Consider the following 23,619-nt stretch of genomic DNA (forward strand, 5'->3'; position numbering starts at 1 on the left):
TCATAAAGGAGACCCTTATGCTTACCAATTCAGAAGACGTTGGCATGATTTCTATCCTGAAGATCGCAACCGCGCGGTTGACGTCCGCGGACTATGTCACGCTCAAATCGGCGGAAGCCCGTTGTTTGGCCCGGGGACGCTCTGCGATGCTGGTAGATTTGAGTGCGGTCCGTCGTGTGGCGCGGTCCGGGTTGGCCGCCTTGGTCGAGTTTCAAAGTGAGGCCCCGCAAGGCATGGCTGTGGGTTTTTTTGGCGCCCGGGAGCGGGTGGAAAACGATATCGCCAGATGTGCGCTGTCCTCACTGTTGACGCTGTTCAAATCGCGCAAGGATGCGCTTGTGGCCCCGCGGTTTCGTGCCCGGCAATTGGCCGGGGTGAAAGCGGTACTCCTTGTGGCAGGCAGTGGCAGCCGGATGGCTCCGCTCAGCGCGCACACGCCTAAACCGCTTCTGGATTTTCTCGGGCGGCCGGTGTTGGACCACGTGATGCGGCATTTGTCCGGCTTTGGCATCCGCGATTTTATCCTGAACCCCGGTCATTTTGCACCGCAGTTTCACGCGTATGTGCGCAGCTCTCCGTTGCGCAGCGTGCAGTTTCTCAACGAGGGGCAGTTGCGGGGCGACGTATGGCAAGCGGACCCGCTTGGATCGGCCAGTACCTTGCGACAGTTGCACCAAAATCATAACGCCTTTGATCAGGACTTTTTGGTTTTTTGCGGCGACGCGGTCACAGATATTGATGTGGCGGCTTTGATGGAGCAGCATCGGGCCAGCGGTGCGGATGTGACCATTGCCGCGCAAAAAGTGCCGCCGGATCAAGTGTATAAATACGGGATCATCGACGCGGATCGCGCCGGGCGTGTCCGTCGTTTTGTTGAAAAGCCCAGCTTACAACAGGCGCCGTCGCAACTGGCAAGCTGCGGGATCTATGTTGTGTCGCCGCGTGCGCTGTCTCATGTTGTGCCGCTCCCGGCGCAGGACATTGCTCAGCATCTTTTGCCAGGGCTGCTGGCGGCGGGGCGGCATCTGCAGGTTTATGATGCGGCCTTTAATTGGGTCGATATGGGATGCCCACAAGATTATTTTGCAGGGCTGTCTCGGGGGTTGCGCGGCTTGATCCCTGGCGTGATGCCGCTTGGACACTTGGTGCGCCGTCATGTGTGGGCGGCGGATGGCGCAAACGTCTCACCGCGCGCAGTGATTGTCGGGCCCGCCTTCATTGGGGCAGATGCGGTTGTCGAAGCTGGCGCAAAATTGGAGGGGCCAGTGGTGGTCGGGGCAGGGGCGCGGGTTTGTGGCCGCAGCTTGGTGCGCCGCTCTGTGATCAGCAGTCAGACGCGGATTGGTGCAGGAACATGGGTTGATGACATGATTGTCGCCCCGGATTGGGCGCTCGATCATCGGTTTTCGGAGAGTCATTTGCAATCGCTGACCCCGTTGGAAGGGGTGGTGTCGGAGACAGTCGCCGAGGAGATTCTGGCAGCGCCGCTTATGGATGTGCCGTCGCGCTGGGGAGGCACAGGATGACAGTATGGTGGCGTGGTTTTTGTTTTGCATTGATTGGCGGGGTGCTCCTGACGACTGGAACCGCACCGCGGGCGGACATGTCGGTGGCGACGGCGTCTGCTCAGGATCGGTTTTGGATCATGTGGGAGCGTGTGGATTTTGTTGGTCGCCATTGCCCTGGCGGGGCGCAGTGTCAGAAACGACGCAGCTATTCCAGTCGGCCGTTGGACACAAGCAACACGGGCTTTATCTATCGGCTTTTTGGTCTGCGTGATGGTGCCAACCGGACAGGCTCCCTGCCGCGAGATCACCCCGAGGCGCCAGTGATATGCCAGAAAAATCAAGCGGCTCTTGGACTTGGATTTGACCCGCGTGCCTTGCCGAGATCAGAGAAAGGTGAGGTGTTGCGCGGTATCAGCCAGTTGCATCTTGATCTGACCACCCTGAAACCTCCGCCGGGATTTGATGCCAGGTTTGGGGGGCGCTTGCATAAGGCGTTTGTGGCACGGCTCAGCGACGCGGGCATTCAGGTGGTGCCCAAAGATCAGCTGCATCTGGTGCCAGGGCAGCCAACCCTTAACCTGTATTTCTCGTTTTCCGATCTGGATGACCTGTGCAAATACGAATATTCGGTTTTTGCAAGCTTGACCCAGGAGGTTCTGCTGACCAGAGATCTGCGGATCAAAGTGGCGGCCGGCGTTTGGTCGCACTCCACCGGGTCCACAGCCAAGGGCCATCAGGGCACCGAAGCGGACGCCATATTGCGCGTGTTGGAGGCATTTGTACGTGATCACCAGCAAGCAAATGCGCGCTGAAATGGAGAGTGAACCGCAATGAGTAAGCCCTATTTTGAGGCGTTTTCCCATCGGCAGCCAGCTTACTTTGCGCCGATGAGCGCAAAGCGACGGTGGGTTTGGCATTTTTTGGCCGGGGCGACGGTTGCGGCCGGAGCGGCCTATCTACAGTGGCGCTGGACGGCGTCGCTGAATCCTGAGGCCTTGGTGTTTTCCGTTTGTGTGGCGTTGGCGGAGACTTTGTTTTTTGTCGGTACATTGTTGTTTTATTTTGACATTTGGGACGAGGGAGACACAGTGTCTCCCCCCCCAACAATTGCGAAAGTGGCCCAAGGCGCGCCTGCGTCAGTGACAACCGTGGATATTTTTGTGACCACATATGACGAGCCAATCGAGGTTGTGCGGCCGTCCTTGGCGGCCGCTGCGGAGGTGGAGGTGCCGGACGGGGTGCGGGTCCGCGTGTGTTTGCTGGATGATGGCGACCGGAGTGAGATGGCCCGTGAAGCAGAGCGGCGCGGGATCAGCTATTTTGCGCGGCAAACCAACACCGGGTTCAAGGCGGGCAATCTGCGCCATGCATTGCTGCGCACCTCTGGCGATTTTGTGGTGATTTGCGACGCTGACACCAGGCTACAACCGACCTTTTTGCAAAACACATTGGGCTATTTTTCTGATCCCAAAGTTGCATGGGTGCAGACACCTCATTGGTTTTATGACCTGCCGCCCGGCAAAAACTGGCAAGCTTGGATGGTTGACAATGTGCCACGCTGGCTATGGCCGCCGGCTGGAGTGACAGCGTATTTTGGCCGCCAGATCGCCTGGCTGGCCACTTGGATCACCGGGCGCACAACGGTTGGGGCTGACCCTTTTCTGTCGGATCCCAGCGTTTTTTTTGACGTTATTCAACGCCGGCGAAACCGGAATGGGGCTTCGTTTTGTTGCGGCGCAGCCAGTATTCACCGGCGCGAAGCGGTGTTTGATGCTGCGTTGCGCGATAAGGCCCATATGGTGAGGGCGCACGCCACTCCGTCGGGCCTGAACCGCGCGGCCTGTTTGGCGGCTCTGCCGTTACAACCTTACCGGTTTCACGTGTCTGAGGACCTATATACCTCGATTTTGCTGCATGCAGATCAAGAGGCCGGATGGACGTCTGTGTACCACCCCCAGGTTGAAGCGCGGATGTTATCGCCTTGGTCGATGACGGCCTGGGCAGCACAGCGGCTCAAATACGCCGGGGGCACGTTTGACATCGCTGTGTGGGACAATCCGATATTTCGGCGTGGGTTGAACTGGCGGCAAAAACTGCACTATGGCGCGACGTTCTGGTCATATTTTAGCGCGCTTTGGACGCCGGTTTTGCTCTTGGCGCCCGTGGTGTCGCTGTTCACCGGATTGGCGCCGGTGACAGCATATTCGATGGATTTTTTCCAACGATTTTTGCCCGCCGTTGTCTTGGGGGAATTGGCCATGGTGGCTGCCTGTAAAGGGCATTCTATTGGCGCAGGGCGGGTGTTGTCGGTGGTGGCGCTGCCTCTGCAATGGCGGGCGCTTTATTGCGTAATGCGGCGCCAGAAACCGCGGTTTGCCCCGACACCTAAGCTGCCCGGTGTCAATGAAACCTCAAGTCTGTGGCTGGTGTGGCCGCATGTGGTGTTGCTGGCGACGATGATAGCGGCCGCAAGTTGGGGGATTTGGCATACGTTGTTGCAAAGCCCCGGTTACAGCAGCGCGCTGTTGTGGGTGAATATGTTCTGGCTTGTGGTCAATATGCGTCTTGTGGCGCGGGCGTTGCACATGGCACGCTGGCGTCCACCTTCCCAACCGTCAGTGCAGCGCCCGGTCCTGTCTAAATCCAAACAACTGGAGGTGTCTCATGGTGTGTAAGTCTCCACAGGCTGAGGGCATCAGTCGGTCCAATCGTGGCAGTATAGCGTTTCTGGCGGGCTTGCTGTTGACTGCCGGCATTGCCGTCAATCAAGACACTTGGGGCCAGGTGATGCGCGACAGCAGCCTTGCGCAGCTGCCGCAGGCGCAAGGGCTTGTGCCGCAACCGGCGCGGGGTCTGACCGCGCAGGATTGGCAGTCCGCGGCAACGGCATGGCGCTATTTTGAGAGCCACTTCCGTGCCGAAACCGGGTTTGTGGACGCCATACATAATCATCCCAGTGCAACCCTATGGGATCAGGGCAGTTACTTGTTTGCGTTGATGGCGGCGCAAGGCCTTGGCCTCGTTGAGGCTGAAACCTTTGAGCAGCGGAGCGAGGCCTTTTTGAATGGGCTTGCACGGTTACCATTGTTTGACGGGCAATTGCCCAACAAGGCGTATGACACGCGCAGCCTGGCTATGGTGGATTACGCAAACACGCCGGTGCCTGAAGGGATTGGTTGGTCTGCGCTGGACATCGCGCGGTTGTTGATGGCACTGCGGGCGCTGGAAATGCGCGCGCCTTCTTTTGGCCCGCAGATCAGGACGCTTTTGGCAGGCTGGGATTTGGCGGCGATGACGGCCGAGGGTCGGTTGTGGGGCAGCAGCCGAAATCGGGGGCAGACCTGGTATCATCAAGAAGGGCGCATTGGTTATGAGCAATATGGCGCGCGGGCGGCGGCGCTTTGGGGGTTGGATGTTCTCGATGCCAGCACCGCGCGGCTGATTTTGGCCTGGGAGGAGGTTTCCGGTGTGCAGGTGGCAACAGATCGGCGCCGGGCCAAAGACTTTGGTGCAATTACGCCGGTGGTGAGTGAACCTTATCTGTTGCAAGCATTTGAAGTCGGGCTAAATGCTGAGGGGCGCTTGCTCGCCAGCCGCATTTATCAGGCACAAGAGGCGCGGGCGCGCCACACGGGCCAAGCTACGATGGTCAGTGAAGATCACATCGATCAGGCGCCACATTTTTTATACGGCAGCGTGTTTGGCAACGGTGCGGATTGGGCGGTGGTGGCCGAAGATGGCAGTACCCATCCGGAGTTGCGCACGGTCAGCCTAAAGGCGGCCTTCGGGTGGGATGCGCTTTATGGAACCGACTACACGCAAACGGTTTTGGCGGAAATGGCCCCGCTGGCGGGCGCGCAGGGATGGTATGCGGGACGGTACGAGGAAGATGGTCGGATAAATCTGGCATTGACCATCAATACCAACGCGGTGGTGCTTGAAGCCCTTCACTACAAGTTAAAGGGACCGCTATTGCAGGTGAAATGATCTTGCTCAGGCACGGTTGCCATCAAATGGATCAAGCAAAAGGCTCCGGTGACGTCCGGAGCCTTTTGCTTGAGCGGTCCTGATGTCCTCTTACATTTTACACTTAGAAAGATTGCAACAGTCGCTCCGTGGCGCTTCCAAGAATATGGCCGAGCCGTTGCATCGGCAGTTCAACCTGCATGGTGGAGCGCGTGCCGGCCGGCAATGTGCGGAGCGCAGCCTGGACTTGTGGCCCAGGATTGGACAGACGCACAAGCACTTCGCGTGCTGCGACGTCTCCCACATTGATCGATGAGATTGATTGAACATGAGCCGGGAAGCGGTTGTGCGGCTGGGGAATGCCAGCCAGGGAGATATGAAGTGGATCTCCTGATCGCAGGGCATCAGCTTCGGACATAGACAGCACAAAGCGGGCTTGGTACGCGGCGGGGGATGCAGTGTGAATCTGGGCCAAAGTCACATCCCATGCGCGCGCCGCCGTGTCCGGCATGCGGCGCAGCCGTTCGATACGCCCATCTTGTGGCGCGTAAAGCCAGGGAGCGGCAGCAATTTCTTCCAGCTCGATCACTCGTGTTTGCAGCGCGGCGGCTTGTGCCTCTAGGGCGACAATTTGCGCCAAGCTGCCAGCTTCCTGAGTCTGAACAAGCTGGGCCAGCTCAAATTCAACGTCACGCACCAGGCTCTGGAGGGTTTCGCGCTCCAGAGCGGCACGCGCCATCAAGATATTACGGATGGCTGGCGGCGTGTTCTCCGCCCGTAAGACCAATTCACGCACCGCCAGCGCGGTTTCGCGTTGCAGGCTTTCGCGGCGGTGCAAAAGCTGTTCGCGTGCCAAAAGTTCCTGGCGTTTTGTGTTTTGGCAGGCTTGCTGGGCTGTGTTGGCCTCTGGCTTGCCAGCCGGGGAGGGCTGGTCGGCGGTACGCCAGCAGGCAACCGCAGCTGCGGTGTTGGCGATGTCGCGGCGCAGATCATGTAGCAGCCGATGGATGCCGGTTTGATCCAAGCGCGCGACTTTCTGACCAGAAGTCACCTGATCGCCGTTTGTGATCAGCACCTCCGCCAGGGTGACGTCGGCGGGTAAAACCACATCCACTGTCGGCGTTTGGCTATCAAAGGTGCCGGATGCCACCCGGGCGGCGTAGACCGGAAACCGTGTCGCAAAGGCCCACGCACTGATTGTCAGAAGGGCTGTCGCAAGCACGGCCCACAACACCCACATCACTTGGAGGGGATTGAGGTTGCGGGGGGGGCGCAAGTCAAGTTTGGGGCGAAACATCAGCAGGCCCTTTGCGTTTCTCTAGCAGCCGTGGATCGTAGGTTTTTATTGTCACTTCAAGATGGCTTTGGCCATCTTCGTCGCCGGTTTGCACATCCAGGCTGTCGCGCATGATTTTGGCCAGCGGGGATAGGCGTTCCCCCTCCACCGAGGTGTCCGCCGCCACGCGGGCTTTTTGCATTGCGCCTGAGGACAAGGCCAGTCGCTGATCGATCATGCGCAACTGGCATTGACCAACAAAATGTTTGAACTCAAAGGAAATGTCATCGGAAGGCGCGTCGCTATCGGTGGGCGACTGGCAGGCCACTGCGAGCATTTCATTGGCAACCATACAGACCGCGCGGCGGTTGCCTTCGTCGCCGTCGCGCCGGAACTGGCTGCAGAGCCAGGCGTCCAATGCCTCCTCGTTGTCAAGTTCGCGGGTGGTGACAAAGCGGCTCCAGCCAGAAGAAAGGCGTGCGCGGATTTCGGCGGTGGAGGCAAATTCAATCACACGGCCGTTTTGCATCATCAGCAGGCGGTCACAGCGTTCCAAAAGCTGGCGGTTTTCGGTGGCCACAAGCGTGGTGTGCCCCAGTCGGGCTTCGGCGCGCAGACGATCCCCTAGCGCTGCCAGAAGGCTTTCGCTGGCGCCGTCCTCAGGCCGGTCGATCAGGAACAATCCGGGACGCAAAGCCAGAGCACGGGCCAGAGAGAGGGCCTTTTGCTCGGTGCGGGACAGATGGCGCACGTCTGGGGCAGATAGAATGCGGTCCACTGTATCGGCGGTAAAGACCAGAGATTGTAAGGCTTTGCGGGCGCGATCCAATTGGGCCTCCACGCTGAAGCAGGACAGGTTGGCCGCGCCGCCGCCAGGGACCGCCAGAGTTTCCGGCGGGACCAGAACGCTTTGGATTGGACGTTCTTCGCCGCTGCGACCCCAAAGTGGGGCGCCTTGCAGGGCCACAAAGCCCTCCACCTGAAGTGCGGTGAGATCGTGTGGGGCGTGTAGGGCCCTCATCAACAGGGATTTGCCCGAAAAACTGTCTCCAGACAGGCCGATCACCTCGCCGGGCTCTACGCGAAAGGACACATCCGACAGCAAGGGCGTTCCTGTGTCCGTGCGTACCGAGAGATGATGCACCACCAGCGCAGTTTCGTCGCCTTCGGGATCAGCGGAATACGGCGGTGGCAAGCAGACGACCTCATTTGCACGACCCAAACGCTCCGGGTCGGCCACGGAGCGTTGCCGGAAATAGGCAAAGAAAGCGTCGATAGACCAATAGGTCACCAGCGCGATGGTGGCGATGGCCGCGGCGTTGATCACCTCAAGCGCGGCGAGCCAACTTGCGACAGCGAAGCCGGCAATCAACCCGCCAAATGCGAGAGCCTTTTGCAGCGCCTCCAAAAGGGCGCTGTCTCCGCGCGCGGCATTGGCGAGATCGATCGCGCGCTGATCGCGGCCGCTTAGAAAACTTGTGGCCTCTTGTGGCAGAAAGTCCCACATCGGCTCGCGGCGCGTCCAACGCGCGGCCAGGCCGCAGAGCAGCCACGACAGAATGCCGCCCGCCACAAATGGCGCGACAATGAGCGGATGTAGAAAGCCAAACACGCCCCCAGCCAGGACAGCCACAAGCGCTTGGCCGGTCACGGCGTTGCGCCGACGGATTTGACGGTACCCGGATAAAGCGCGGGCATGGCCGACATCAAAAATCAGAATTCCAAGGATCGGCACGACGGCGCCAAACGCCAGCAACGGTGCAAGGATAAGCTGCCTGTCCTGGGCCACCAGTTCGTAAAAAAACACCACGAACACAGCCACTGCAAGCAGGCAAATCCCGCCGCCAAGGGAAAACAGGAAAGAGACCCCGTGGGTCCACATCGGAATGGTACGGTCGCGAAACGGCAATGGTCCGGAAGGCGCCGAACCGGTGGCGTCTATAGAGAGATCAGGCAGCACGCGATCATGAGACATAAAACAATTCCCAGTTACACAAAGAACAAGGGAATGGTATCGCCACTCGGTTAAGATTGTGTTTTTGAATCTATTTTTTGTTCTTATTTTGTCCAATTTCTGCTTATCGACTCTGTAATTCTTGTCGTTGCCAATTTTTAACCATTTTGTCGTTTCATAGTGGCGTTCCGTCTGGAGTGTGTTTGATGAAGAGTGCTGTTGGTTCCGGTAAGCGAGCGCCGCTGTTGGGCGTCCTGATGTTCTGTGCTGTTGTTCTGGGTATTTCCGGGACGAGCTACGCAGTGGGCATCACGGCGCGGCGGGTGTTTCTGGCGCAAGAGGAAGAGATCATCCCGATCATTGCGGGGGGTGCATTGGATGAAATTCCCGCGTTGATGCGGGGCAATCTGCCCAGCGTGACCAGCAGTATGGTTTTGGAGGAGCGGCGTCGGGAGAAGCCGCCGCGCATGTGTGAGATGTCGGCGGATTTCTTTGACGATATGCCGCGCGGTGCAAACGTGCCCCAAGGCTACGACAAGCATAACGCCTATGTGCGCAAATACCGGAGCCGTCGCGGTTTTTTGAACGAGCGCGAGTTGCGCGCGGCGCAGGTGGCGTGGCATTACTTTGAGCAATTTACCCAGGAAAGCACGGGGCTTGCCAATTCGGTGGGTAATTACCCATCGACCACGTTGTGGGATACGGCGTCTTATATGGCGGGGTTGGTCAGCGCTTATGAATTATGCCTTATCGAGAAGCCGGAATTTGATCGGCGGATAACGCAGCTTTTGACCACAATCAAAGGATTGGATCTGTTCCGCAAAGAATTGCCCAATAAGGTGTATCACACCCAGACCGGCGCGAAGGTAGACTATACCAACAAACCGGGAGAAATCGGGTTTTCTGCGTTAGATATCGGGCGCTTTCTGGTGTGGATGCGGATTTACAAGAACCGGTATCCCTATTTGGCCAACACCATCGATTCCGTGCTGCTGAAATGGGATTTCCGCAACGTGATTGATGATGAAGGGCTGATGTTTGGCGCCTATGTCGACAAGGAAACCGACGAGACGGTTTATGCGCAGGAAGGCCGGTTGGGCTATGAGGAATATGCCGCGAAAGGTTTTGCGCTTTGGGGGTTTAGACCACGTCTGGCACATCGCGCAGAGCCGTTTTTGACAGCGTCGATATTTGGCATTCAGGTGCCTTATGACGGGCGCGACCCGCGGATTTTCCACTCTCAGAACTACGTGGTGACCGAAAGCTACCTGCAGGACGGGTTGGAGCTTGGGTTTGACATGCCACATGACGACAGCAGTCCAGAGTGGGTGCACACCGATGGTTGGCGTGCCGAGTTTGCCGACCGGATTTATCAGGTGCAGGAAAACCGCTGGCGTCAGACCGGGTTTATGACGGCACGCTCAGAGCACAACGTAAAAGGTCCGCCGTATTTCACCTATGACACGATTTTCTCAGACGGCTATCCGTGGAACACAGTGACGCCGCGCGGCGACTATGTGCCAGATCATGCGGCGGTGGCCGGAAAGGCGGCGCTGGGCCTCTGGGCGTTGTGGGAGACCGACTATACCGATGTGCTTTATGAGGCGATGATCGAACTCTATGACCCTGAAAACGGCATGTATGAGGGTCTCTATGAGCGCGGGCAGGGCCGGGTCAGCATTTTTACCGCCAACAACAATGGCATCATTCTCACCGCCTTATTGCACAAGGTGCAGGGCACAATTTTGACGCCGTACACCGGCGACACCGAGGTCTGGTACACCGCCTTTCGCGATCAGGACATCCGATTGCTGCGCAAATACCCGGACCCTCCCCAGAAAGACGATTGGCTTCCCGCCTTGCGTCATTCGGTACAAGAGAAGGCTGATTTCTAATGCGACACATCATGCAAACCCTGTTTCTCTCCATGGCCGTCCTGACAGGTGGTTGGGCGCCGGCCACCGGGCAACCTGCCATCGCGCAGGACCGGAGTGCCGAAGCCTTTGCCTCCGAGAATGCGATATTGGACACGGCCATTCCCTTTGCCATAGGTGCGCGGGAAGCCCGTCAGGCTCTGCGTGGGGCGTTTGGCTGGCCAAGTTTTCAAGAAGGTTTGGTGGAAGGGGTGTATTTCCGCTTTGATCCGGACGGCTATGCCCGCTTTGCCCCAACGCCGCGGCTGGACGTCGATGTGTTCGAAGTTATTTGCCGTCCGCGCACCTATGCGTGTGCCGCCCGAAAAGATGGGCTGGAAGTATTTCTGACGGATCGCGGCCAGTTGCAAATGCGACTGGAAAACGCGCTGGCTGGTGACATGTTCTTTGTTTCTGAGGGGGTGTCGGAAATTCAGGTGCCAGAGCGCATTCTACAACCGCTTGATGTGCAGTTGGAGCTCCTATTGGGCGCAGGCGGTGAGCTGAGCACGCGCCGCGGGGGCACAGAAGTGTCTCGTGTTTCGCTCAAAGGGTTTTCTGCGGTAACCGCCTATTTGCGGTGGATTGCCGCCAGACAGGATTACGTGGTTTTGCCGCGTGGCTGGCCGGTGCCAAATGCAGAAACCGCCGGCGGGATGACCAAGCCAGCGGCCTGGAATTCCCCGATGCCGCAGCCTCAGGTTGTTGCACCGGGCTATGGCGCATCGATGACATCTGGTATTGCCCCTCCGACATCCGCCGCGCCATTGACCTATCCGGGGCAAGCGCCACAGGCGGGGCTGGTGCCCGGGGGGGCAATGCCTTCTGTTCAGGTGCAACCGTTGGCAATTCAGCCGGTGCTGTCGGCCTATGGTGCTGCGCCGTCGGATGTGTTGGATGCCGAGACATTGCGCAGAGAGCTGTCCGGGCTGAAAGATCTGATTGTGGAAGCGCAGGGCAATGGAACTGGGGCGTCACCTGCGCCAACCGCGTGGCGGACTGCGGACGGCGCATTTGCCGAGCCTCCGACCTCGATGGATCTGGCACTGCTTCTTGAGACGTTGGAGCGGTTGCAGGCTCAGGTTGCCCATTTGCAATCCGAAGGGGGCGCAGGCTTTGAGCCAGCTGTCGAAACCGCATTAGATCCGCAAGGCAGTCAAGGCTATGTGGCGGGCGGGCGTTTGGATGGGGCTCGTTTGTCTGCGCAGGACCAAACCGGCGAACGCTTGGCCTATTTGGTCAAGCAGTTGGGGTTTGACGCTCAAACTGCCGTTGCGATTTTGCAGGCCTCCCCCGACGCGGCGCCAGGCGTGCAACAGTCGGGCGCAGTGCTCGGTGGGGCTCTGGTGAGCGAAATTTCGATGCAACAGCCCGGGGTTCTTTACGAGAATGCGATGGTGGACCAAATCCTTGCGGAACTGGAGGCCGAGATGGTCAGCGCGGAAGCGCAAGCTCCGCGTCAAGAGGTGTCGCGCGAGGAGTACCAGCTGTTGTCGCGGTATTTTGTGTCGGTTGGGTTGCCTACATTGCTGCCGGAGTCGCAGCCCCGACATGCGCAACAGCCTTGATCCGCGTGGTCGGGGCGGTGTGCGGCGATTTGGGAGAGGACGTGGCCCGTACATAGGTCGATTTCACAATCCCAAAGAGACGCCGGTTCTCAGCAGCCGGTGGTTGCAGGCTCAAAGACCCTTGCGCAGGTTGCGCTTCATTCGCTAGGCCTAGCAGATGTCAAAAACGGTCACGGCCTAACGGGTTCCATGCTGAAGTCTTCCTTTTCTGCGCTTTGTCTTTCTGCTGGAGTTTTTCTGGCCACCGCCCCGTCCGTGACAGCGGAGCAGGTCACTGTCTTTGCCGCAGCCAGCCTGCAGGAGGCTTTGTCAGACGTGATTGCAGGCTTTGAAGCCGAGAGTGGTCATGATGTGACCGCGTCCTTTGCTGGGTCATCTGCGTTGGCGCGGCAAATTGAGTACGGGGCGCCTGCTGATGTGATAATGTTGGCAAATGTCAATTGGGTAGCGCATCTTGACGCCAAGGGTCTGCTTGAACCCGGGCGTAAAAATATCTTCTTAGGCAATAGGATGTCTGTTGTTGTTCCCGCGCGTGGTTCGGCTGAACATGCCGCAGGCGACAGTGTGGAATTGTCTCAAATTTTAAATACCGGTCGTGTTGCGATGGCGTTTGTTGAGGCGGTTCCAGCCGGGATGTACGGCAAAGAGGCGTTGCAATCGCTTGGTTTATGGGACGCCGTTCGACCCAACGTTGTGGAAACCGATAATGTACGTGCGGCACTGGCGCTGGTGGCTTTGGGGGAGGTCGCGGCCGGAATTGTTTATGCAACCGATGCATTGGTCGATGATCGGGTTCGGATCGTGGCGCAGTTTCCGGCGGAAAGCCATAGCAACATCACCTATCCGGCGGCGATAATTGTTGGGCAGGACCGCCCGGAAGTGGTTGATTTCATGACCTATCTTGACGGTTCGGTGGCGCGGAAGGCTTTTGTTGATCGTGGGTTCATTGTTGCGGAGGACGGGCGATGAGCGATTGGCTGGGACCGCAGGAATGGGCCGCAGTTGGCCTGTCTCTAAAAGTGGCTTTCTGGGCGATGATGGGCGCGGTTGTCCCTGGCATTCTGGTGGCTTACGTGCTCGCGCGTTGGGAGTTTTATGGTAAACAATTTGTTAATGTTTTGGTGCATTTGCCGCTTGTTCTTCCACCAGTGGCAACCGGGTATCTGCTGCTGGTGACCTTTGGCACGCAAGGTGTGGTTGGTGGCGCGCTTAAGGAGATTGGCGTGGTTTTTGCCTTCCGCTGGACCGGTGCGGCGCTAGCCGCGGCTGTGATGGCCTTTCCACTTTTGGTGCGCTCCATTCGATTGTCGATAGAAGCCATTGACCCCAAGCTTGAACAAGCGGCGGCAACACTGGGAGCTTCACGCCTTCGCGTATTTTTTACGGTCACGCTACCGCTGATGTTGCCTGGATTGTTGGCGGGTATGGTGCTCGCTTTTGCCAAGGCGATGGGCGAATTTGGCGCAACCATCACATTTGTCAGCAATATTCCCGGCCAAACTCGCACGCTTCCAAGTGCGATTTACGCGTTTCTGCAAGTTCCCGGCGGAGAGACAGCTGCGATGCGATTGGTGGTTGTGAGCATCATTGTGGCGGCGGGAGCGTTAATTCTGTCTGAAGTGCTCGCACGACGGATCGCGGCAAAGGTCGGGTAGGCATGAGTGTGGAAGTACAGATCCGCCAAGAGTTTCAGGGCTTTGACCTTGATGTGGCGTTTGAGGCGCCAGTGGGACTGACTGTTCTGTTTGGTAGTTCAGGCTCAGGAAAAACCTCTGTGATCAATGCTGTGGCTGGCTTGAGCAAGCCTAGGCAGAGCCGGATTGTCGTGAACGATGAGGTTTTGAGTGACAGTGTGGCAGGGCGCTGGGTGCCAACACATCAGCGTTGTCTTGGCTATGTTTTTCAGGAAGGTCGGCTGTTTCCGCATATGAATGTGCGAAAAAACCTGTTGTATGGCAACGGGTTAGCCAAAGGTCGGGGGGAGGTCGCAAGCTTTGATCAGGTGGTGGATATTCTTGGTATTGGCGCTCTGTTGGATCGCCGGTCGTCTGAATTGTCTGGTGGGGAAAAGCAGCGGGTGGCCATTGGCCGGGCGTTGTTGGCGCGCCCCAAAGTGATCTTGGCGGACGAGCCTTTGGCGGCGCTGGATGAGCCGCGCAAGGCGGAAATCTTGCCGTATTTTGAGAAGTTACGGGATGAATTTTCCCTTCCAATTCTGTACGTTACCCATTCGATCGCCGAAGTGGCACGGTTGGCGACAACGGTGGTTGCGCTGAAGGATGGCAAGGTGGATCGGGTGGGGTCGGCGGCGGAGGTGTTGTCGGATCCGAGCTTTACGCCGATGGGACCGCGCGCAGTGGGCGCGGTTTTGGAGGCCAAAGTGGTCAGGCACCATGAGGATGGATTGACCGAATTGTCCGCCAATGGCGTGGCCTTGATGCTGCCGCAGCTGTCCCATTCTGTGGGTGATCAGGTGCGTGTGCGCGTGGCGGCGCATGATGTGATCTTGTCAAGAGAGGCGCCTAAAGGGTTGTCTGCGCTCAATATTGTGGAGGGTAAGGTGCATTCGGTGCGGTCCGGTGGTGGGCCGGGGGCGATTGTGTCGGTGGACACCAAGGCGGGGCGCATTTTGGCGCGGATCACGCGGCGCTCGGCCGCGGCCTTGGAGTTGTCAGAAGGCGTGCCATGTTATGCGGTGATGAAATCCGTGTCCGTGGCGCCGCAGGATATTGGCACGCGCTGAGCTTGGATTGTTGCCGTGTTAACCGGCAAAATGGTGGCGAAACTCACGTCGGTATCGCGTCTGTTTCACGACTGTATCGCGGAGGTGTGTTTTGCAGCGGGTAGGGTGCGTGCACCTGTTACCGCATCGCGCGTTGCTTCCCTTTAGAGCACGCCAATTTCTGCCAGCGCGCGGTTAAGCTCGTCCGGCAGGACGTCGTCATTGGCGCGGTTGGCAGGCAGGTCCGCGGGAGCGTCTTCGGGCTTCAGATAACGCCACCCTTGAAAAGGTCGTTTGAGTGCCGCCTGTGTCAGATGTATCTCTGGTTCCAGAACGATGGCACAGCGACGGACACCATCTTCGCCAATGACTTCGTCGAGTCGCAAAATGCGTTGACGGCATTGGATGCTGCCCTTGATGACCCAATAAATTGAGCCGCCGTTGAGAATTTCAGCCTCACGTTTAGGCCACATCCGTGTGACGTGACGGGGTAGCCCATCCGGAAAGCGTGCTTTATGAGTGGCTTGCCATGCGGCGAGGGTTTCGGGGCTCTCTGAGCCCACTGACAATTTCACAAGATGCATGAATTTATCCACAGTTTTCCCACAGGATTATGCACGAGTCACACATGATATAGTGGGGTTGTTAACCTTCAGCCCCAAAATAATGTGGTGTCTTCGCGGAAATTTCCATATTTGCCCGTTGTCAGATGACGCAGATTTGATATAGATTAAAAAACCCTAAACTCACGCGCAGCACAACCAAGGAATCCATCGATGAGCCGTTTCGCCGCCCCCATCGCAGAGCAAATCTGGGACATGAAATACCGTTTCAAAGAGGCGGACGGTACGCCGATTGATCAGTCGGTAGAAGACAGCTGGCGCCGCATTGCGCGCGACCTGGCCAAGGTGGAAAAAGACCCGGCCAAGTGGGAAGAGAAATTCTACGGCGCGTTGGAGGACTTTAAATACCTGCCAGCTGGCCGGATCACGGCTGGCGCTGGCACCGCGCGCAACGTGACATTGTTCAACTGCTTTGTGATGGGTACGGTGCCTGACAGCATGTCCGGCATTTTTGACATGCTGAAAGAAGCGGCGTTGACCATGCAGCAAGGTGGCGGCATTGGTTATGACTTCTCCACCATCCGTCCGCGCGGCGCGGACGTTATGGGCGTGGCGGCGGATGCTTCCGGTCCGTTGAGCTTTATGGATGTGTGGGATGCGATGTGCCGCACCATTATGTCTGCGGGCTCCCGCCGGGGCGCCATGATGGCGACCATGCGCTGTGACCACCCGGATGTGGAAGACTTCATCACCGCAAAATCGGATCCGGCGCGTCTGCGCATGTTCAACATGTCCGTGCTGGTGACCGATGACTTTATGGAAGCGGTGAAAGCGGATGGCCCTTGGGAGCTGAAGTTTGGCGACCGGGTGTATCACACCGTGGATGCACGCGATCTGTGGAACAAGATCATGCAAGGCACCTATGATTATGCTGAGCCTGGCGTGATTTTCATCGACCGCATCAATCAGCGCAACAACCTGAGCTATGTTGAGCAGATTGCCGCAACCAACCCTTGTGGGGAGCAGCCATTGCCGCCTTATGGGGCGTGTCTGCTTGGCTCGATCAACCTGGCCCGTCTGGTGACCGATCCGTTTGAAAAAGCGGCGGAACTTAATGAAGCGGCGCTGACCGATCTGGTGGCGACCGCCGTGCGGATGATGGACAATGTTGTCGATGCGTCCAAATTCCCGCTGGAGGCACAGGCGCAGGAAGCGCAAGCCAAACGTCGGATTGGCCTTGGCGTGACCGGTCTTGCGGATGCGCTGCTGATGTTGGGTCTGGAATACGGCACCGAAGAAGCGGCCTTGCAGACCGAAGCCTGGATGAAAGCCATCGCGCGCGCGTCTTATCTGGCGTCTGTTGATCTGGCAAAAGAGAAGGGGGCCTTCCCGCTCTTTGATAAAGAGAAATACATCAACGGTGGTCTGGTTCAGGACATGGATCAGGACGTGAAAGACGCGATTGCCAAACACGGCATCCGCAACGCCCTGCTGACCTCCATCGCGCCAACCGGCACGATCAGCCTCTATGCGGGCAACGTCAGCTCGGGCATCGAGCCGGTGTTTGCCTATGCCTATACCCGTAAGGTATTGCAGAAAGACGGCTCGCGCACGGAAGAGGAAGTTGTTGATTACGCTGTACAAATGTGGCGTGATAAGTTTGGCGACAAAGAACTGCCGAGCTATTTTGTGAACGCGCAGACATTGGCGCCCGCAGCACACGTACGTATGCAGGCGGCGGCGCAGAAATGGATCGACAGCTCGATCTCCAAAACCATCAACTGCCCGGAAGACATCGATTTTGAAAGCTTCAAAGACGTCTACATGCAGGCGTGGGACACCGGGTGCAAAGGCTGCACAACCTATCGTCCAAACGATGTAACCGGTTCGGTTTTGACCGTTTCTGAGAGCAGCGAACAGGCGCCGGGCGAACAGCCAGCCGATCACGTGGCCGACAGTGGTGAAGTGATCTACATGTCAGAGCCTCTGGAACGTCCGCAGAGCCTTGAGGGTGCGACCTACAAGCTGAAATGGCCAGACAGCGAGCACGCGATTTACCTGACCGTGAACGATGTGATCATCAACGGCCATCGCCGTCCGTTTGAGGTGTTTATCAACTCCAAAAACATGGAGCACTACGCTTGGACATTGGCGCTGACCCGGATGATTTCGGCAGTGTTCCGTCGCGGCGGTGACGTGTCGTTTGTGGTCGAAGAGCTGAAGGCGGTGTTTGACCCGCGCGGTGGTGCGTGGATGGAAGGCAAATACATCCCGTCCATTCTGGCCGCGATTGGCGGCGTGTTGGAGCGTCACATGATTGCGATTGGCTTCATCGAGGGCGAGGGTATGGGCCTGAAATCTGATCCGCAGGCCGAAGTGATGGCTGTGGGTGGCGCGCCGCGTGGCAAGCCGTGCCCAAGCTGTGGCGAGTTTGGTTTGCAGATGGTTGAGGGCTGCATGACCTGCAACAGCTGTGGCCACAGCAAATGCGGGTGATATGACCTGAGAAAGCTGTTGTTGTGACGGACGCCGATTAATGTCCATTCCTGTCATCGGAAATTCTGGACGGCGCGTTCGTTAAGGGTGCTCAGAGACCCGCTACAGCGAATTGCATTTTTGTCATAGTAAACCAAAAGCGGCGACACAGGTTGTGTCGCCGCTTTTTTGCATGTGAGCAGTCTTAGGTGAATTTGGACGGTCAACGGTGACCAAAACGGAAATGAGAGCGTAGCATGCGGATGGGCGGTCTGGATTTGGGACGTGCTGGATTGCAGTGCGCTGTGCCGTCGTCAGAAGGCGCTCAATGTGAGCCTTCTCGGTCACGGGAGAAACTGGGCCGCCGAACCTGCTCACTGACAGTACAGGCATCAAATCAGAGGGTGGAGGCGAGTGGACTGCCCGTAAGCATGGCGGGTCGAAGTGCCGGATTTGGCGCGCATTACCCCTCGGGATCAATGAAGAAACGTTGGAAGTGCGGGCCGTGGAGATCACCACCAGCTATATCGGTGAGGCGCCGATAAGGCTGGAATTTCTTAACCAAATCCCTCCAGATCAGGACGTCGGATCGGTGACCGCCGATGGGGCATTCGACACGCGCAAATGTCACGAAGCGATTGCGTCTTTTGTAGCGGCATTTGGCGTATTTCACGGCCTTCTTGCGTCGCTTCGACCTAGGAAGCAGGGATGTTGATTGTCAGTGTCAACGGACACTCAACAGGCAATGTTTCATCCGCTTGCAAAATCGGGCTCTTAATGTGCCGTGACCTTCGGTATTGGGGTGACCCAAAGGGTAAGTGACCGGAGTTTTCGAAAATAGGTGGCACCAGCTTCATTGCCTGTGCCAGAGTTGTACCAAGGAAAACCTGCCGGCGCTGTTACGGCATTGTCGTTGATGCGGATTGATGCCTACGTGCATATAATGAAAAAGTTATTTGGGAGAGAACCATGTCGAAGAGTGTCTGCGGAGCCATTTGCGGTGTCTTATTTCTTACGGGATGCACAGGTGTTGGCGGAACAAACTCGGACGGTCATCTCGCCAATCTTTCCGACAATCTGGTTGCGCTGGCTGCGCCGAACCAAGATCTCAACACGGTTCGGATTAACCCCGTTGATGGGTGTTATGAGTATCGGCACGTGGGGCCGGTTGAAACAACCTACTTGCCTTTGAGGGCACACGCCGGAAACCCGCTGTGCTCGCGCCCTCCGGAATAGCGGCGTCAGCCGATCACACCTATGTACTGGATGTGACTACAGTCTCAGGTGGGTGTAAGTGGGCTGTCGATCCGGTGGCAACATGATCGTACAGGTCATTGATGTGGGGCATAACCATCCGAACACAGCCCGAGCTTGCACGTCCGCCAATAGACCGAGGTGAAGGTGATCCGTGAATTCTCAGATAGGTGTCGCGATTGCCGACGTATAGGTAAAATGCCCGTGATCCCAATGGGTTGGTGGGGCCGCCGTTCATACCATTTTCGTGTTGTTTGTAGACATTCGGTTCCCGTTTGATCATCTGCGCGGTTGGGGTCCAGGTCGGCCATTTGGTCTTGCGGCGGATTGTATAAGTGCCAGGCTCGTAAAGGTTGCCTTTGGCAATGGCGACGCCGTATCGCATCGCAGTTCCGTCATTTTGAATGTGATACAAATAGCGCGCAACGGCGTCGACGTGGATGTCGCCTGGGGTTAGGCCATCGTTGGCTTGAACTATTTGAGGCAGAAGTCTGGGGTGCAGCCCCCAAGGATTGGTGGTCGCTGGATCATAGTTCGCAGGGGTCACGTGACGGTCCCAGCTGGCCCATTTTGAGCGGTCGGATACCGGCGCAGCCATCGCGGCGGGGGCCAGTGGTGCTGAGAATAAGGCAGCAGAGGTGATCAGGAAATGTCGGCGGGTCAGCATGTCAAATGTACCTCGGAAAAACTCAGAGTCGCAGTCTATTGGGTTATTTTCTGCCTCAGAAGTCAATTTTTTGTGTGGCGGCATCCTGCGGTGGCTTCGGCGCGAAACGCAACGGACATAGCCGTCATAGTGTAGGGGCATTGCTGGTCGTTTTTGCCCGGTTGGGGCCGCTCTCAGCACGTGTTTTCCCAATCTGCCTCGATTTGTGTTCCGGTTCCCGCTTAAAATCCAATCGGTCATGCGTCGTTTGTTCGTAACAATCTCCTTGACACAAAGCGCTCACTGATTTCAAAAATGTCCAACATTTTTAGTTTTGGGCAACAAAATGATCCTCCGGCGCGACACTCAGGAAGATGACACGGTTATCGCGATGCTTGCGGCAGCTTTGCGGCGTGACATCTCTTTTGGTGCTTTGCTGCCGGATCAAAAGCTCAAGCTGCAGAATCTGCGGGCGCGCTACGGAGGGTCAAACCACTCCATGCGTGAAACCCTGCGTGTTCTTACTGCGGAGGGGCTGGTTGAGGCGACATCTCAGCGGGGGTTTCGCGTGGCATCCGCAACAGAGGATGATGTGCGCGACATTTTGATGGTGCGCACGGAAATCGAGAAGCTGGCCATTGGGCTGGCCATCGACCTTGGGGATGTGGCCTGGGAAGGGCGCGTCATTGCTGCACATCATGCACTGCGAAAAGCAGAAACACGTGTGATCGAAGTCTCAGATGATTTGGCTGCACTGGAATGGGACGAGGCGTGCCGAGCTTTTTCTTACGCCTTGATTGACGCCTGTGGCAGCCCGCGGCTGATTGATCTGCAACGCAAATTATACAACCAAAGCCGTCGCTTTCGCTTGGCGCAGCTAAGAGAAAATCAACTGGACTTTGACCGCCGTTGCACGCGTCAGAAGGCGCTTGTCGATGCGGTCTTGGCCCGAGACAGCACCGCCGCGCAGGCGGTTTTGGTCAAAGACATCAAATCGGAACTACAACCGGACATCTAAAAGATCATTGGGAGGATAACGTGATCAAATTTACTCGCCGTAAGGCACTGGCCCTGATGGGCGGCACTGTTGCAGCTAGTGGCCTGGCCGCGCCAGCTCTGGCCATGAACAAGAAAATCAAAGTGGGCGCGTTGCGCTTCACATCCCACTCCGGCAATTTTGTTGCTTTTGAGCGCGGCTATTTTGCCGAGGCTGGTCTGGATGTGGAATTTGAATTTTTTCAGGCGGCCCAACCGATGGCTGTGGCGATTGCCAGCGGGGACATCGACTATGCGGTGACCGCGATTTCCGGTGGTTTGATCAGCCTGGCTGACAAGGGCGCCATCAAGGTGATTGGCGGCGCGCTGCAAGAAGAGGCGGGCATTGATGGTCAGAAATATCTGATTTCGGATGCGTCTTACCAAGCGGGTGTTCAGAGCCTGAAAGACCTGAATGGCAAGAAATACGCCATCACTCAGGCCGGATCGTCGTTCCACTACATGGGCGCAAAGATGGCGACCGCCGAAGGCATCGACTTGAACTTCACGCCGCTGCAAAAAGTCGGCGCGATCATTGGCGCGATGAAATCCGGCCAGGTGGATGGCTGGTCGATTGTACCCCATATTGCCAAGCCGCTGGCCAAGGCGGGCGCATGGCACATTGTTGGCAACGTCGCGGATTACATCCCGGATTATCAGGTCACCACCGTGTTCACCTCCGCCAACAACGCTGCCAATGAGCGAGGCCAGACCGAGAGCTTCCTCGCGGGCTTCTCAAAAGGGGTGGACGACTATTCTGCGGCGATGATTGACGGCACCGCAGATCAGGACGCGATGGTCGATCTGATCCACAAATATGTCTACACGGATCGCGAACGCGCCAAGGCCGCAGGCTCCATCATCAATGGCACCATGCGGATCAGCTCCGGTGCCGCATTAAACCTGGCCTCCGTTCAGGATCAGCTGAGCTGGTTCCAGTCCGAAGGTCTGGTGGGCAAGGACATCACGCTCGACACGCTTGTGGACAGCTCCTACGTGAAAACTATCGGCGGATAACCCCGCTCTTAGGTGGGGCTATGACAACGGCCCCGCCGCAGACTATTTGAGGCAGACATGGACATCAGGCTTGAGGGCATTGGCCATTCCTACGATGACTTTGAGGTGATGCGCGACATCACCCTCGACATCCCCAACCAACAGATCATCTGTATCGTTGGCCCGTCGGGGTGTGGCAAGTCTACGTTGTTGCGGTTCATTGGTGGACTGGAGCGCCCGCAACGAGGTCAGGTGCTGCAAGTTGGCGATGCGCCCAAGGACTGCCTCAACCCGCTGACCTATATTTTTCAAGATTTTGCCCTGCTGCCGTGGCGCACGGTCAAAGGCAACATCTCGCTTGTGCTGGAGGATCACGGCATTCGCGGCGCTGCGGCACGGGAGATCATTGACGATGTGCTTGCCCGTACCAAGTTGACCGATTTTGCCAAAGCCTTGCCCAAACAGTTGTCTGGCGGGATGAAGCAACGGGTGGCCATTGCGCGCGCTCTGGCGGTGAAGCCTGCGGTGATGTTGATGGATGAGCCTCTGTCCGCGCTGGACAGCCAAACCCGCGAGTTGTTGATGGATGACCTGGTGAGCCTCTGGTCACGTCAGCCTTTCACCGCTGTTTATGTCACGCACAATTTGGCGGAAGCCGTGCGCCTTGGCCATAAGGTTGTTGTGCTGTCGCGTCGTCCCGGCCAAATCCGGGAAATTGTCGAGATCGATAAACCATTGTCTGAACGCGCCTTTGGCGACGCCGATTTGGACGCCTACCAAAAACGGCTGTGGAACCTGATGCGCGATGAAGCCCGCGCGGCAGATGAGGAACTGATCCATGTCTGATACCTCCAAACGCACAGTTGTTTTCCGCGGTGGCGGTTTTGCCCCCAAACCCCAAGCCTGGATTGGCGTGATGGTGTTTGTGGTGCTGATCTTGGTGGCGGAATGGGGCACACGATCTGGCTGGATTTCGGCCCTCACGCTGCCCAAGCCCTCTGATGTTTTGGAGACCTTCCGGCAACTCTATGCCAGCGGCCTCTTGTTCCAGCACCTCGGTCCTTCTTTGGCCCGTCTTGTTGTTGGGGCCACCCTTGGCGTCAGTATCGGCATCTCAGTTGGTGTGTTGATTGGGTTGTTTTCCCATGTCCGCTCGGGGCTTGTCCCGCTGATTGCCGCGATCTTTCCAATTCCCAAAATTGCACTGTTGCCGCTGTTTGTGATCTGGTTTGGGATTGGGGAAGGGTCAAAATATGCACTCATCGCCTTTGGCACATTTACCCCAACAGTGGTCGCCACCTACGGCGCCGTTGACAATGTGGACCGCACCCTGATCCGAATGGGCCAGAGCTTTGGTCTGTCCTGGTGGTCTATTGTGCGTAAGATCATATTGCCCGGCGCCCTGCCAGGTATCCTGTCAGGCCTGCGGATCAGCCTGTCGATTGCGATTATCCTGCTGGTCGCAGCAGAGATGCTCGGGGCGCAATATGGCATTGGGGCCTATATCCTGGAGGCCGGGTCTCTGTACGATCTTGAACGGTTGTTTGCTGGTGTGGTGATCCTGTCGCTGATGGGGGTTATTGTGAACGCCATCATCAGCTTCATTGAGCGGCGCATGTTGGGGTGGCGGTCGTAGGGGCATGTTGGCCATGAATATGTCAGGTGGTCGCTTCAGCAAGGAATAAATCGGGTTTATTCTTTTTAAGTACAGACTAAAGTGGACATCCCACACGATGAGGATGT

Annotated in this window: 18 protein-coding genes and 1 pseudogene; 15 read left to right on the top strand and 4 right to left on the bottom strand. The window is 57.4% G+C overall.

From position 1 onward, the window contains the following. The first annotated feature begins 17 nt into the window (after positions 1-17). From Q0955_RS01500 to Q0955_RS01515, 4 genes are read left to right on the top strand one after another with little or no spacing between them, the layout of a single operon-like run. Positions 18-1,526, top strand: coding sequence for an NDP-sugar synthase (locus tag Q0955_RS01500; protein WP_299419026.1), 1,509 nt, complete (start codon positions 18-20; stop codon positions 1,524-1,526). Beyond that, complete coding sequence (locus tag Q0955_RS01505) at positions 1,523-2,320, top strand: hypothetical protein (RefSeq protein ID WP_299419029.1); 798 nt, start codon at positions 1,523-1,525, stop codon at positions 2,318-2,320. Before Q0955_RS01500 ends, Q0955_RS01505 begins: the two co-directional genes overlap by 4 nt. An 18-nt stretch (positions 2,321-2,338) precedes the next feature. Continuing rightward, positions 2,339-4,183 (top strand): cellulose synthase catalytic subunit, encoded by a 1,845-nt coding sequence (locus Q0955_RS01510; RefSeq protein WP_299419031.1) that lies wholly within the window; start codon positions 2,339-2,341, stop codon positions 4,181-4,183. Continuing rightward, positions 4,173-5,495 carry a DUF3131 domain-containing protein gene (locus Q0955_RS01515; RefSeq protein WP_299419032.1) on the top strand — a complete coding sequence of 441 codons (1,323 nt, stop codon included), beginning with the start codon at positions 4,173-4,175 and terminating at the stop codon, positions 5,493-5,495. Before Q0955_RS01510 ends, Q0955_RS01515 begins: the two co-directional genes overlap by 11 nt. Positions 5,496-5,598: 103 nt before the next feature. Here Q0955_RS01515 and Q0955_RS01520 read toward each other — a convergent pair whose 3' ends face one another. Both Q0955_RS01520 and Q0955_RS01525 read right to left on the bottom strand, forming a co-directional pair. After that, positions 5,599-6,714: a hypothetical protein gene (locus tag Q0955_RS01520; protein WP_299419034.1), complete on the bottom strand. Its 1,116-nt coding sequence runs from the start codon at positions 6,712-6,714 to the stop codon at positions 5,599-5,601. 37 nt (positions 6,715-6,751) lie between these two features. Next, the gene (locus tag Q0955_RS01525) at positions 6,752-8,725 is read right to left on the bottom strand and encodes an ATP-binding cassette domain-containing protein (RefSeq protein WP_299419036.1); all 1,974 of its coding nucleotides are present in this window, start codon (positions 8,723-8,725) and stop codon (positions 6,752-6,754) included. Positions 8,726-8,910: 185 nt separating this feature from the next. Here Q0955_RS01525 and Q0955_RS01530 point away from each other — a divergent pair, with 185 nt between their 5' ends. From Q0955_RS01530 to modC, 5 genes are all read left to right on the top strand, one after another. Then, entirely contained in the window at positions 8,911-10,599 is a 1,689-nt protein-coding gene (locus Q0955_RS01530; RefSeq protein ID WP_299419038.1) for a DUF3131 domain-containing protein, read from the top strand. 11 nt (positions 10,600-10,610) lie between these two features. Beyond that, positions 10,611-12,185, top strand: a complete 1,575-nt coding sequence (locus tag Q0955_RS01535; protein ID WP_299419040.1) for a hypothetical protein — start codon at positions 10,611-10,613, stop codon at positions 12,183-12,185. Between the two features lie 189 nt (positions 12,186-12,374). Beyond that, on the top strand, positions 12,375-13,154 hold the full coding sequence (modA, locus tag Q0955_RS01540) for a molybdate ABC transporter substrate-binding protein (protein WP_299419042.1): 780 nt from the start codon (positions 12,375-12,377) through the stop codon (positions 13,152-13,154). Then, positions 13,151-13,840: a molybdate ABC transporter permease subunit gene (gene modB / locus Q0955_RS01545; protein ID WP_299419044.1), complete on the top strand. Its 690-nt coding sequence runs from the start codon at positions 13,151-13,153 to the stop codon at positions 13,838-13,840. Before modA ends, modB begins: the two co-directional genes overlap by 4 nt. 2 nt (positions 13,841-13,842) lie before the next feature. Continuing rightward, on the top strand, positions 13,843-14,928 hold the full coding sequence (gene modC / locus Q0955_RS01550) for a molybdenum ABC transporter ATP-binding protein (protein WP_299419046.1): 1,086 nt from the start codon (positions 13,843-13,845) through the stop codon (positions 14,926-14,928). A 143-nt stretch (positions 14,929-15,071) separates the two neighbouring features. On the opposite strand, the gene Q0955_RS01555 is transcribed toward modC, so the two are convergent. Continuing rightward, positions 15,072-15,503, bottom strand: a complete 432-nt coding sequence (locus Q0955_RS01555; protein ID WP_299419048.1) for a DUF1489 domain-containing protein — start codon at positions 15,501-15,503, stop codon at positions 15,072-15,074. A 180-nt stretch (positions 15,504-15,683) separates the two neighbouring features. Here Q0955_RS01555 and Q0955_RS01560 point away from each other — a divergent pair, with 180 nt between their 5' ends. Both Q0955_RS01560 and Q0955_RS01565 read left to right on the top strand, forming a co-directional pair. Beyond that, positions 15,684-17,966 (top strand): adenosylcobalamin-dependent ribonucleoside-diphosphate reductase, encoded by a 2,283-nt coding sequence (locus Q0955_RS01560; protein ID WP_299419050.1) that lies wholly within the window; start codon positions 15,684-15,686, stop codon positions 17,964-17,966. Between the two features lie 264 nt (positions 17,967-18,230). After that, positions 18,231-18,591 (top strand): annotated as a pseudogene (locus tag Q0955_RS01565) (transposase); the annotation flags it as partial. A 609-nt stretch (positions 18,592-19,200) separates the two neighbouring features. Here the strand turns inward: Q0955_RS01565 and Q0955_RS01570 are convergent. Then, complete coding sequence (locus Q0955_RS01570; protein ID WP_299419051.1) at positions 19,201-19,866, bottom strand: L,D-transpeptidase; 666 nt, start codon at positions 19,864-19,866, stop codon at positions 19,201-19,203. A 325-nt stretch (positions 19,867-20,191) separates the two neighbouring features. Between Q0955_RS01570 and Q0955_RS01575 the strand changes: the two genes are divergently transcribed. From Q0955_RS01575 to Q0955_RS01590, 4 genes are read left to right on the top strand one after another with little or no spacing between them, the layout of a single operon-like run. Next, entirely contained in the window at positions 20,192-20,863 is a 672-nt protein-coding gene (locus Q0955_RS01575) for an FCD domain-containing protein (RefSeq protein ID WP_299419053.1), read from the top strand. Positions 20,864-20,883: 20 nt separating this feature from the next. Then, positions 20,884-21,897 carry an ABC transporter substrate-binding protein gene (locus Q0955_RS01580; RefSeq protein WP_299419055.1) on the top strand — a complete coding sequence of 338 codons (1,014 nt, stop codon included), beginning with the start codon at positions 20,884-20,886 and terminating at the stop codon, positions 21,895-21,897. 57 nt (positions 21,898-21,954) lie between these two features. Then, a complete protein-coding gene (locus Q0955_RS01585) occupies positions 21,955-22,722 on the top strand; it encodes an ABC transporter ATP-binding protein (protein ID WP_299419057.1) in 768 nt (255 codons plus the stop codon). Further along, a complete protein-coding gene (locus Q0955_RS01590; protein WP_299419059.1) occupies positions 22,715-23,512 on the top strand; it encodes an ABC transporter permease in 798 nt (265 codons plus the stop codon). Before Q0955_RS01585 ends, Q0955_RS01590 begins: the two co-directional genes overlap by 8 nt. Positions 23,513-23,619 lie beyond the last annotated feature (107 nt).

Origin of the sequence: uncultured Shimia sp. (assembly GCF_947493595.1) — a bacterium.
In the GTDB taxonomy this organism is placed as follows: domain Bacteria; phylum Pseudomonadota; class Alphaproteobacteria; order Rhodobacterales; family Rhodobacteraceae; genus Shimia.